This window comes from Leptotrichia wadei (assembly GCF_007990545.2).
GTDB classification, from domain to species: domain Bacteria; phylum Fusobacteriota; class Fusobacteriia; order Fusobacteriales; family Leptotrichiaceae; genus Leptotrichia; species Leptotrichia wadei.
Genome location: NZ_AP019829.2, coordinates 1,655,729 through 1,669,114, shown reverse-complemented (window position 1 = coordinate 1,669,114; position 13,386 = coordinate 1,655,729). Strand labels below are relative to the sequence as shown.

Annotated in this window: 9 protein-coding genes; all 9 read left to right on the top strand. The window is 28.7% G+C overall.

The genetic code is table 11. The features are described from left to right. The first annotated feature begins 4 nt into the window (after nt 1-4). The 9 genes from FVE73_RS07780 to FVE73_RS07740 all read left to right on the top strand — a co-directional run bounded on the left by FVE73_RS07780 (nt 5) and on the right by FVE73_RS07740 (nt 13,319). Nucleotides 5-1,102 (top strand): RNA-guided endonuclease TnpB family protein, encoded by a 1,098-nt coding sequence (locus tag FVE73_RS07780; RefSeq protein WP_146997854.1) that lies wholly within the window; start codon nt 5-7, stop codon nt 1,100-1,102. Nucleotides 1,103-1,237: 135 nt separating this feature from the next. Then, complete coding sequence (locus tag FVE73_RS07775; protein WP_018499555.1) at nt 1,238-4,636, top strand: DUF4132 domain-containing protein; 3,399 nt, start codon at nt 1,238-1,240, stop codon at nt 4,634-4,636. 236 nt (nt 4,637-4,872) lie between these two features. Further along, nucleotides 4,873-5,913, top strand: coding sequence for an RNA-guided endonuclease InsQ/TnpB family protein (locus FVE73_RS07770; RefSeq protein ID WP_232058499.1), 1,041 nt, complete (start codon nt 4,873-4,875; stop codon nt 5,911-5,913). 123 nt (nt 5,914-6,036) lie between these two features. After that, entirely contained in the window at nt 6,037-6,561 is a 525-nt protein-coding gene (locus FVE73_RS07765; RefSeq protein ID WP_018499255.1) for a hypothetical protein, read from the top strand. A gap of 12 nt (nt 6,562-6,573) precedes the next feature. Continuing rightward, nucleotides 6,574-7,551 (top strand): FAD:protein FMN transferase, encoded by a 978-nt coding sequence (locus FVE73_RS07760; RefSeq protein ID WP_018499256.1) that lies wholly within the window; start codon nt 6,574-6,576, stop codon nt 7,549-7,551. 28 nt (nt 7,552-7,579) lie between these two features. Next, entirely contained in the window at nt 7,580-8,440 is an 861-nt protein-coding gene (locus FVE73_RS07755) for an arginase family protein (protein WP_018499257.1), read from the top strand. A 46-nt stretch (nt 8,441-8,486) separates the two neighbouring features. Continuing rightward, nucleotides 8,487-10,160: a ClC family H(+)/Cl(-) exchange transporter gene (locus FVE73_RS07750; RefSeq protein WP_018499258.1), complete on the top strand. Its 1,674-nt coding sequence runs from the start codon at nt 8,487-8,489 to the stop codon at nt 10,158-10,160. A gap of 131 nt (nt 10,161-10,291) precedes the next feature. Beyond that, the gene (locus FVE73_RS07745; RefSeq protein ID WP_018499259.1) at nt 10,292-12,940 is read left to right on the top strand and encodes a valine--tRNA ligase; all 2,649 of its coding nucleotides are present in this window, start codon (nt 10,292-10,294) and stop codon (nt 12,938-12,940) included. Between the two features lie 196 nt (nt 12,941-13,136). Then, nucleotides 13,137-13,319, top strand: a complete 183-nt coding sequence (locus FVE73_RS07740; protein WP_155822766.1) for a hypothetical protein — start codon at nt 13,137-13,139, stop codon at nt 13,317-13,319. Nucleotides 13,320-13,386: the final 67 nt, after the last annotated feature.

The window sequence follows — 13,386 nt, the reverse complement described above, 5'->3', positions numbered from 1 at the left end:
TTTTGTGAAATATAATTTAGCATTCAAATACAGGATTTATCCAAATAAGGAGCAGGAATTATTGATAAACAAGACTTTTGGATGTGTTCGTTTTGTCTACAATACGATCTTGTATACTGCGAATAAAATTTATGAAGAAACCGGAAAAAATAAAATAATTACACCTGCCAGTTTGAAAAGTGAAAATCAATTTTTAAAAGAAGTGGACAGCTTGGCACTTGCAAATGCTCAATTAAATGTAAAACGATCGTTTATGAATTTCTTTCAGAAGAGAGCGAAGTTTCCAAAGTTCAAATCTAAAAAGAATAATATTAAAACTTACACAACAAATTGTGTAAATAATTCGATACGAATAGAGGAAAACAAATATTTGATTTTGCCAAAATTGAAAAGAGTAAAATTAAAATATCATAGAGAAATACCGAAGGATTACAAGATAAAGTCAGTAACATTGACAAACAGTAATGGAAATTATTATGTTTCTGTTTTGGCGGAATTTGAAAAAGAAATTCAAAAAGTAGCTAGTAATGATAAAGTAATTGGACTTGATTTTTCAATGTCTGAATTATTTTTCAGTTCTGAAAACCAAAGGGCTGATTATCCAAAATATTTTAGGATGTTGGAGAAAAAATTGAAGAAATTACAGAAGTCATTGTCAAGAAAAGTGAAATTTTCTAAAAATTGGTATAAGCAAAAAGTGAAAATATCAAAATTGCATGAATATATCAAAAATTGTCGAAGGGATTTTTTGCATAAATTATCGAAAAAATTGTCTGAAGTGTATAATGCTGTGGTTGTTGAGGATTTGAATATGAAAGGGATGAGTCAGGCATTAAATTTTGGGAAAAGTGTAGGAGATAATGGGTGGGGAATATTTTTGAGGATGCTTGAATATAAACTGATGTTTTTAGGGAAACAATTTTTGAAGATAGATAAGTGGTTTCCATCGTCGAAAACTTGTAGTAGATGTGGAAATATTAAAGAAAAACTGAAATTGTCAGAAAGAAGCTATAAATGTGAGTGCTGTGGAATTGAAATTGATAGAGATTACAATGCGGCACTGAATATAAGAGATGTTGGAAAAGAAATGTTGGAATATTAGGAAAATAAAAGAAAACAGGGCAGGGACTGTCCGAAGAGCTTGGTAAATATATTTGGCTAACAAAAGCAGATACTTCCCAAGAAGCTCCCACTTCTAAAAGCGGAAGTAGTTCACTATAAATGGAGGCACATAAAAATGGTTGAAGAAATGATAAAGAATCTTGTTGAATCAGCTAAAACGGAGCATATTCGTAATGAGATTCGGTATTTTTTGAATGGATCGGTAGAAAAAATTGTAAATATTCATAAGAGAGATTTGCGCTATATTAATAATCTTGAGATGAATAAATTTATGGAAAAGGATGAGTTTTTGGAAAGTGAGGCGGGAAAAATACTAATTAAGTATTTTAAATATATGTATGATAATTTTTCTGAGGAATTAAGTTATCAGTTTACAAATTTTCCATTAAAATATAAAATTTATAAAATTTTAGGCTTTTCTAATGAATTTGTAAAAAAAGATTTTGAAAATAATTCAGAAATTAAAACTAAAGAGATTCTTTGGAATAATTGTAAATATTTCATTAATTATTTTGAAGATTTGGCAAATGAATATATTCAAAATTATAAATTATATTCAAATAACTTTTTAATAAAATTAGGAGTGTTAATAATTGTCAAAAATATTGAGGCTGTGAATAAAGGAAAAGTAAGAAACGAAGTGGAAATAAAAAAATTAGATAATATCTTTACAGGCTATATTGCGAGTAAAATTAATAAAATCGGCATGGATGAAATGTTTGAAAAGTATCTGGATAGCGGAAATTTTAGAAAATATTTTCAAAGTATGGAGACGCTTGAATTTGGAGAAGTGAGAAAATACCTTGAAAAAAGATTTTATGAAGTTATAATAGAAAATAGTCAAATTTCAGATATTATTGCTGAAGGAATTAAATTATTTATTATATTTTCAGGAATAGAATTTTCACCTACAAATAATGATTATAATTATCGTAATAGAATGTTTAAAAAAATAATGGAAAATTTTGAAAAATATGATTTTTCTCATGGACAGAAAACTTATCTTCTTGTAAATTACGGATCTAATATTATTTTTGAAAATCTTAAAAATTCTAAAATAATATATAAATTATTCAAAGATACAATTAAAGAAAATCTAAAAAACACAAAAGAAATCCTATGTTATAATTTAAATGAAAATAGATTGGAATATTCATTTTTACTACATTTTTTAATAAGAGAAAATTTAATTAATGAAAATGAAAAAAATAAATTGTTAAAAAAATCTGAAAGTATATTGATTGAACAGCTGAAAAGACTATTTGAAATGAGTGCATGGGAATGGCATCCAGCAAATTTCAGAAATCTAAATTTTTTACAAGAAAATGATATTAATTGGGAAAATATTTTTGTAAGCTGTCAAGGGAGTAAAGCGGCAATTATTTTATGGGAAAAAAGCAAAATAATATTTTCACTTTTGAAATATTCAAATATGTATCAAAAAATTTTTCAACTTTTAATAAGATGTGTGGAAAGAGTAAATATATTTGAGGATATTTTTATAAAATATAGTATAATCTATGGAATAACTGACCTTAGACAAATGTTGGATGAATTATGGAATTACAATTTACCAATAAGTTTTATTAATAAAAAATATTTTGAATATATTGAAAAAATAGATAATAATAACGAAAATAATAAAATTTGGATGGAATTTTTACATGAGCATGAAAAAGAATTGTATGAAAGCTTTGAAAATGATATAATATCAAGTAAGGTCATTGAAAAATATGTAAATATTTTATATTCAAAGGATAATGGATTTGATTATGTAAAATTGCCTGAATTATTAATAAGAGCAGATATAACTGTAAAAAATAAAATTGAAAAAATCTTGAAAAATCAAATGAATAATGCACAAGTAAGACTTAAAATAGAAGAAATTTCTAAAAATCAAAATGATTCTGTTGAATCTATTGCCAGTAATCTTATCAAATATTGGAAAAATATAGAAGCACAGGAAAAAATAGAAGGTCTGACAGATTTAAATGATATTATTGATTACGCAGATAACCTGTGTCTTGAAAAGCATGAGGAAAATGCAGTATTTAGTACAGAAGTTGATTATAATTCAATACGGTTGAAGGGTGAAAATAAAAGAATACCATCTAAATTAATAAAATATTATATTTCAGAATATATATTATCAGAGGACATAAGGAGTATTGATGTATGTAATAAAATAGAGGAAATTGCACAAAAGGAAGATTTAAGAAAATTTGTCAAGAAAATATTTGAAAGATGGAAGGCATCTAAATTCAATCCAAAGTATAAAAATCTTTTTATACCACTAATAAGAACTGCAAGTTTAAAACAAATATATGAAATGATAAATATAGTTGATATGCTTGTGAGCGAATATAATAAAATTGCAGTTGCCGCTTATGGAATAAGAGTTTTGACATTGCGAAAGGAAGTTAAGGAAATAGGAATACTTCTAAATGGATTTAGCTTGAATTATAAGGACAAAAGGATTAGAATTGCTGCTGATGAGGCATTAGGGATGATTACAGAAAGAGAAGGAATTTCTAGGGATGAATTAAATGATATTTTAGTTCCAGATTTTGGCTTTGGAATGGATAGGATAAAAATTTTTAATTATGGGGAAAAGAAAGTAACAGCAGTGCTTGAAATTGAAGAAGAACCTCAAAAAGTTATTCTTTTTGATGAAAGTGGCAGATCTATGAGAAGTTTTCCAAGAATAAATAAAAAAAGAAGAAGTGATGATGTGCTTGAAAAATGCAAAAAGGAGCTAAAATATATAAAAAAACAATTAAAAGTAATATCGCTAGTTCAAAATGACAATTTACTAAAGGCTTTTTTTACCCAAAGAAAATGGACTGTAAAAAAATGGAAGGAAGTTTTTATAAAAAATCCTGTTATGCAAAAATATGCAATGCTGCTTATTTGGAAAGAAATTGACAATGAAAATAAAACAATAAATACATTTAGATATACTAGAAATGGAATTTTTAAAACAATTAATGAAAAAGAATATGAATTAGGTGAAGATACTTATATAAATCTTTTGTATCTTCCTGAAATATCTAGTAATGATCAAGAATATTGGAAAAAATATTTTAAAGATAATAAATTAAAACAACCGATAAGTCAATTAAATATGCCAATTTATAAATTAATAGGAAAAAATCAGGAAAGTATAGAAGTTTTAGATTATAATGAAAAAGAATTTCTCATAAAAGAATTACGAAAACAAAGTTCAAAATTGGGATTTGAAATTAGCTGTGGAAATGATGGAATGGCATACGGAATTCATTATTATGATGAAAATGCAAAAACAAAAATTGTTATTATGACAGATTCATTTTTTCCAAGAGAATATTCAAAAATATCAAAAATAAGAAAGATATTGTTTTTTAAAGATAATGTATCATTTCATTATGAGGATATTTCACAAAGTATGAAAAAACAGGATGTAAAACCTTTAAAATTAAAAGATGTTTCAGATAGAGTATTAAGTCTAGCGTGTTATGTATCTGAAATTTTGTAATTTTAACAAAAAGATAGCAAGAAGTTTCCGACTTCTATAAGTGGGAGATGAATTGCTTTTTTTGTAAAAAAAATTGAAAAAAGGATACACCTATGATACAATTTTTGTGTAAAATATTGAAGAGAAGTCATTAAAAATAATATTCAAAATTAAAAGAAGGTGTAATTTTATGAAATATAATTTAGCATTCAAATACAGAATTTATCCAAATTTATCCAAATAAAGAGTAGGAATTATTGATAAACAAGACTTTTGGATGTGTTCGTTTTGTTTACAATACGATTTTGTATACTGCGAATAAAATTTATGAAGAAACTGGAAAAAATAAAATAATTACACCTGCCAGTTTGAAAAGTGAAAATCAATTTTTGAAAGAAGTAGACAGCTTGGCACTTTCAAATGCTCAATTGAATGTAAAACGATCGTTTAAGAATTTTTTTCAAAAGAGAGCGAAATTTCCAAAGTTCAAATCTAAAAAGACTAGTGTTAAAAGTTATACGACAAATTATGTGAACAATTCGATACGAATTGAAGAAAATAAATATTTGATTTTGCCAAAATTGAAAAAAATCAAATTAAAATATCATAGAGAAATACCAGAGGATTACAAGATAAAGTCAGTAACATTGACAAACAGTAATGGAAATTACTATGTTTCTATTTTGACAGAATTTGAAAAAGAAATACAAAAGGTAGCTAGTAATGATAAAGTAATAGGACTTGATTTTTCAATGTCTGAATTATTTGTCAGTTCTGAAAACCAAAAGGCTGATTATCCAAGATATTTTAGGATGTTGGAGAAAAAATTGAAAGAATTACAAAAGTCATTGTCAAGAAAAGTAAAATTTTCTAAAAATTGGTATAAACAAAAAGAAAAAATATCAAAATTGCATGAATATATCAAAAATTGTCGAAGAGATTTTCTGCATAAATTATCGAAAAAATTGTCTGAAGATTATAATGCTGTGGCTGTTGAGGATTTGAATATGAAGGGGATGAGCCGGGCATTAAATTTTGGTAAAAGTGTAGGAGATAATGGATGGGGAATGTTTTTGAGGATGCTTGAGTATAAACTGATGTTTTTAGGGAAACAATTTTTGAAGATAGATAAGTGGTTTCCGTCATCGAAAACTTGCAGTAAATGTGGAAACGTTAAAGAGAAATTGAAATTATCAGAAAGAATTTATAAATGTGAGTGCTGTGGGATTGAAATTGATAGAGATTACAATGCGGCATTGAATATAAAAGACATTGGAAAATTGATGTTGGAATATTAGGAAAATAAAAGAAGACAGGGTAGGAACTGCCCGAAGAGCTTGGTAAATATATTTGGCTAGCAAAAGCAGATACTTCCCAAGTTCACTTTATAATAAAATAAAGAAGTGTTAAGGAGTATAAAAATGAATAATAAAAAAAAGGTAATATTATTTTTAGGAGCAATCTCGTTAGTAGTTTTTGGGAATTATCGACAATTTGTGGAAAATCATAAGGGAAAAACTACGATAGAAGGAAAGGTTAGCGAAAGGGCTACCTCATCAGTGGGTAAAAATTCAAAAGAAGGCAAAACAAATGAAAAGGCAACATCATCTAAAGATGGAGTAGCTAAAGGAGGAAAAACTAGCGAGAAAGCCACTTCATCAACTGGAAATAATGAACCAATGGCAGAAGTAAAATCTGTTCCGCAGTCAAATAAGCCAGTAAATAATGTACCACAAAAACCTTCAAATGAAAAAGAAAAAAGAAATTCTGATAATAATCAAAATAAAACAGATAATTCTAAAAATCAAGATTCAAAAAAAATACAGCAAAAAGAATCAGAGCGGTTAAAAATTGATAAAAATAAAGATGTTGAAAGTCAATTTAAATTAAATACGCCAAATAAAGGTAAAGAAAGTAAAAATGATGATTCATCAAGTGGAAAATAGGTAAAAAGTATGATGTATAAAGTCCAAGTACGTTTTTTATTTCATTCAGATATAAAAATAAAAATACCTGAAATTTATGATGATTCAGTTTTTGATGATTTGTTTGGAATTTTGGAAGATGTGAATAAAAGGTATAATTCATATTCGGAAAATTCATATATTGATAAAGTTAATAAAAATAGCGGACATTTTGTAAAAGTTGATATTGAAACTGTTGAGATTTTAAGAAAAATTATTCATTTGTCAAAAATTATTGGTGGAGAATATGACATTACAATAATGCCTCTCATAAGACTTTGGGGATTTTATAAACAAAATCCTGTTTTGCCATGTTTTGAAAAAATAAAAAAAGTGAAAAGACTTGTGGATTATAAGAAAATTGTTATTGACAGGAAAAGAAATCGTGTAAGAATTGGAAAAAATCAAGAAATTATAACAGGTTCATTTATAAAGGCTTATGCAATTGAAAAAATGGTTGAGGAAATGAAAAAAATTGGAATAAAGGATGCAATTGTAAATGCTGGCGGGAGCAGTATTATTGCTATTGATGAATGGGGAATTATCGCTGAAAATCCTGAAGATGAAAAAGAGGTATTGAGAAATGTAAATGGAATGCCTGTTAGAATAACGAAATATGAATATTCTGGAAATGGAGATAATGACTTGTTTGAAATAAAAATAAAAAATATGAGTTATTCGACTTCCAATCAGAAAAATACATATCTTATTATAGATAATGAAAAATACGGGCATATAATAAGTCCCAAAACAGGTTTTCCATCTCAAAATAAGCAAGTTGGAGTAATTACAGAAAATGCCTTTTTTGGTGATATTATTTCAACGGGGCTTTATAATCAAACACCTGAAGGATTTTATGAAATTATGGAAAAGTTGTCTTGCGAAATGGAAATTTCAGGGTTTTTGATTGATAAGTCTGGGAAAATATATTATTTTAATATGGAAAAATATTTTTTAAATTTTAAAAAATGACTTTAATATGAAAAGAGAGTGAAGTTAAATGAGTAAAACTTTAAGATTATTAATTCCGCAATGGCAAGGTGGAAATCGGGAGCAATATTTTTTGGGTGCAAAACTTCTTAACTGGCTGGCACCTGAGTCGGAAGATGAAACTGTAGAAGTTCCTGTGGATAAAGAAACTGCAAACAATGAAACGAGAGATGGGATTGTAGCAAAGGATACTTTGTTAAAGCAATATAAAAAAACATTTGAGATTCTGGATGAAAAGAATCCTGATAAAATTGTGGTTTTTGGTGGGGATTGCAGTGTGGAATTGGCTCCGTTTGGATATTTGCTGGAAAAGTATAAAAATGAAAAAACTGCGATTTTGTGGATTGATGCACATCCTGACGTTACTACGACGGCGGATAATTGGAAGAATTTTCATGCAATGGTTCTGGCAAGTCTACTTGGAGAAGCTGATAAAGATATTGACAATTTGGTAACTACGAAAGTGAAACCTGAAAATGTGATATTTGCTGGAATTGATGATTCTCGAGAATTTGACAGGGTTGTTTATAAGAAGTACAATTTTAAGAATTTTACGACAGAAGAATTTCAGAAAAATGGAGATAAAATTGTGAAAGAGTTGAAAAGTCGTGAGATAAAAAATGTGATAGTCCATTTTGACTTGGATGTTTTGGATTTGTATGAATTTAATTCACAGTATTTTGCAGAACCTGAAATATTTGATAAATACAAGAATGAATTTCCTGTTGGGGCTAAAATATCTACTGTTTCAAAATTGATAAATGATGTTAATGATAATTTTAATTTAATTGGGCTTGGAATTACCGAACATTTACCTTGGGCTGCAATTAAACTAGCAAAATTATTACGGGAATTGCCATTAATAAAATAGTAATTTAATAGAATACAGAAAGTCTGCTGGAAAGGAGAGAAATAGATTGGCAAAGGATATTTTACATGAATTAAGGGATATAAATTCATTGAAATCACGAAGAAATAATGTAGTATTGATATTCCTGTGTTTTGTTGTGGGAATTTTTTCTGGAATTATTGTTGGAAGTTATACGTTAATATTAAAAAAAATGACAATTTTTAGAGAGTTTTTCACTACAAATTTGGGATTTCCCAAAATAATTATCGGAATAACAGTTTTTATATTATTGGGACTGGCTATACAGTTTATGCTTTCTAAATATCCGTTAATTAGTGGAAGTGGGATTCCGCAAGTTAGCGGGCTGCTTACGAAAAAAGTAAAGTTTAAATGGCTTGGAGAGTTAATTACGAAATTTGTGGGGGGAATATTGGCGATTGGGGCTGGAATGTCAATGGGACGTGAAGGGCCTTCGGTGCATTTGGGAGCTTTAGTTGGCTCTGGAATAAAGAAGCTTACAAGGCGTTCAGAAGTGGAGGAAAAATATCTTGTAACTTGTGGGGCAAGTGCTGGTATTTCTTCTACATTTAATGCTCCACTTGCGGGAGTTATATTTTCACTTGAGGAAATCCATAAATTCTTTTCTCCACTGCTGTTAATTTGCGTTATGGTAGCAAGCGGTACCTCTAACTTTGTTTCCAGAATGATTTTAGGTTCACATACGTCTTTTCAATACAATTTCATATTGCCAAAAGATATTCCATATTACGTAATTGCACTTGTAACAGTTATTTTTTGTATTGTAATTACAATTACTGGAAGAGCATTCAGCTATTTTTTACTGCTTATTCAAAAATATTATAGAAAAATAAATTTGAATAATTATGTGAAAATTTCAATATTTATGGTAATAGCATATATTGTAGCTGTGTTTTTTAGTGACATTACAGGTGGCGGACATGAGCTTATTGAGGAAATGTTTGGGAAAAATGTGATGTTAAAAACGATTATTATAATTTTAATATTAAAATTCTTTTATACAATGCTTTGCTATGCAACAAGCGCTCCAGGAGGAATTTTTCTTCCAATGCTTGTAATAGGGGCTTTGACTGGAAAAGTTTATGGCGAAGTGTTAAATCATTATTTTTCAATTCCAAATGAAATAATTGTGCATTTTATGCTGCTTGGAATGGCTGCTTATTTTACGGCAGTTGTTAGAGCTCCAATTACTGGAATTACATTGATTTTGGAAATGACAGGCAATTTTTCATATTTATATATGTTAATAGTTGTTTGTACGATAACTTACATTTTTACAGAACTATTAAAAATGGAGCCAATTTATGAAAGGCTTTATTTGAATATGTTTCAAAAGCAAATCTTGGAAGAAAACGAGGAAAATGAAAAAATCCAAAAACATGTCAAAAGATTGGAAATATTGGAAAAATGGTGGAAAAATAAAAAATTTGGAATTGGTGTAAGACCAGATGTAAAGGATAAGATTGTAACACTTTTAATTCCGGTAGGAGCAAATTCTGAATTTGACAATAAATCAGTAAAGGATCTTAAATTACCGGAAAATTTATTAATCGTAAGTGTGCGTAAATCTGGAAAAGATATTATTGCACGTGGAGATACGCCAATTCAAAGTGGAAATCAGCTTGTAATTATAACAGATTATGAAACTGCCCGTAAATATGCTGGAGAATTGCGGGAAAGAGGAATGAAGATTATTGAATAGTTTTAAAAAATGTAATAGTAGAAAAAAAGTCAGTTTTATGATAAAATATGTATATAATTTGTAAAAAAAAATAAATAAAAATATCTAAAAATTTTAAAATTTAGAAATTTAAACAGGAGGATATAAATAAAATGTCAAATGAGTTAGGTAAAGCATATTCACCAACAGAAATAGAAGACAAATGGTACAAAATTTGGGAAGAAAAAGGGTATTTTAATGCACAGCATAATAGCGAAAAACCAGGATATTCGATTGCTATTCCGCCACCAAATGTAACTGGGATTTTGCATATGGGACATATGTTGAATAATGCGATTCAAGATGCAATTATTAGATATAAAAGAATGAGCGGGTTTGAGACACTTTGGATTCCTGGAATGGATCATGCTGGGATTGCGACTCAAAATAAAGTTGAGAGAATGTTAAAAGAAGAAGGAACTTCAAAAGAAGAAATTGGATACGATGAATTTTTGAGAAGAACCTGGGAATGGAAAGAAAAACATGGTGGATTAATTACTAAACAGTTGAGAAAATTGGGAGTTTCACTTGACTGGGATAGAGAAAGATTTACGATGGATGAAGGGCTTTCAAAAGCTGTAAAAGAAGTTTTCATAAAATTGTATAATGATGGTTTAATTTATAGAGGAGAGTACATTGTAAACTGGTGTCCTCACGACAAAACAGCTTTGGCTGATGATGAAGTTAATCACATTGACAAAAAAGGGAAAATTTGGGAAATCAAATATAGAATAAAGGATACTGATGATTATGTAATTATTGCGACAACAAGACCTGAAACAATGTTAGGAGATACAGGGGTTGCAGTAAATCCAAATGATGAAAGATACAAACATTTAATTGGTAAAAAAGTTATTTTACCGTTGATGAATAGAGAAATTCCTGTTGTTGCAGATGAGTATGTAGATATGGAATTCGGTACAGGGGTAGTAAAAATGACACCTTCACACGATCCTAACGACTTTGAAGTAGCAAAAAGAACTGGACTTGAATTTATAAATATTTTTACTGAAGATGCGCACGTAAATTCAAATGGTGGAAAATACGAAGGATTAGAAAGATTTGCGGCTAGAAAAGCGATTTTGGCTGATTTAGAAGCTGAAGGATTATTAGTTGGGACAAAAGAACACAATCATGCTGTGGGACATTGCTACAGATGTGATTCTATTATTGAGCCAAGAGTTTCAACTCAATGGTTTGTAAAAATGGAACCACTTGCAAAAAGAGCATTGGAAGTTGTAAAAAATGGACAAATTCAAATTACTCCAAAAAGATGGGAAAAAGTTTATTACAACTGGCTTGAAAATATAAGAGACTGGACTATTTCTAGACAAATTTGGTGGGGACACAGAATTCCTGCGTACTATGCTGAAGATGGAACAGTATTTGTCGCTAGAAATATGGAAGAGGCAAAAGCTCAAGCGAAAGAAAAATTTGGAAAAGAAGTTTCATTAAGAGAAGAAACAGATGTGCTAGATACTTGGTTTTCATCAGCATTGTGGCCATTTTCAACATTAGGTTGGCCTGACAAAACTCCAGATTTGGAAAAATTCTTTCCAACAAATGCGTTAGTAACAGGGGCAGATATTTTATTCTTCTGGGTAGCAAGAATGGTTATGATGAGTTTGTATATTAATGATGAAATTCCATTTAGTTATGTATATTTGCACGGAATTATTAGAGATGAATTAGGTAGAAAAATGTCGAAATCATTAGGAAATTCACCTGATCCATTAGATTTAATTGCAAAATATGGAGCAGATGCGATAAGATTCAGTTTCTTGTATAATACTTCACAAGGACAAGATATTCATTTTTCTGAAAAATTATTAGAAATGGGTTCTACGTTTGCAAACAAAGTTTGGAATGCTTCAAGATTCGTTTTATCGAATTTGGAAGACTTTGATGCAAATGCAGTTATTGATGAGAAAGAATTTAAGCTAGAAGATAGATGGATTTTATCTAAATTGCAAACAACTTCAAGACAAATTAACGAATATATGAATAAATATGAATTGGATTCAGCAGCAAAAGTTGCTTATGAATTTTTCAGAGGAAATTTCTGTGACTGGTATGTGGAAATTGCGAAAACTAGAGTTTATGGACAAGAAGGTTCAGATAAAACTGTGGCACAGTATGTATTGAAAACAGTTCTTGATAAAGGATTGAGAATGCTTCATCCATTTATGCCATTCATAACTGAAGAAATTTGGCAAAAATTAGGATTAGACGAAGAAACAATTATGTTATCAGAATTCCCAACAGAAAACAAAAAATATGTTGATTTGGCGGCTGAAAAAGAATTTGATTACTTGAAAGAAATCGTTAATGCAATTAGAAATATTAGAGGGGAAGCAAATGTTTCACCAGCGAAGAAAATTGAAGTAATCTTCAAAATCGTAAATGATGGAGAAAAAGAAATTTTAGAACATAATGCGAAAATATTAGATAAATTAGCAAATGTTGAAAAATATGAATTTAATACAGAAATTCCTGCATTAGTTGGATTCAAATTAGTTGAAACAACAGAAATTTACGTTCCACTTGCTGATTTAATTGACAAAGAAAAAGAAATCGCAAAACTTGAAAAAGACATTCAAAAAACACAAAAAGAATTAGACAGAGTTTTAGGAAAATTATCAAATGAAAAATTCTTGTCTAAAGCACCAAAAGAAGTTATCAATAAAGAAAATGGCATAAAAGAAGAATTAGAAAACAAAATTGCTAAATTTAGAGAATCTATTAAATTGTATCAAGGATAATTTATCAAGAATAGTTACAGATATTGAAAAGAAAATGATAAATATTGATTAGGAGGTCATCTTGTAAGTGAAAATAAATTTTTAGAGCTTGTTTAAGATGACTTTTTTTAAAATAATGCTTGCAAGAAAGAAAATAAAGTTATAAAATATGGAAGGTAGTAACAAAAAAGTAATAAATAAAATTAAAGGAGTTGGTATGAAAAAAGTTATTTTGGTAACGTTGATGTTATTTTCATTGACTTCATGCGTAACTGGAGGAATTGGAATTGGTAGTGACGGAAAAGTTAGGGGAAATATTGGAGTGTCTACAGATGGTTTAATTAAAGGAGGAATTGGGATTGATACAGACGGTAGACTTTCTGGAGGAATTGGATTTTAACGAAATTTAACAAGGAGTTTTTTTCTAAAGTTGGAAGTAACTCAGTTTAATAAAAAATGAAAGGAAG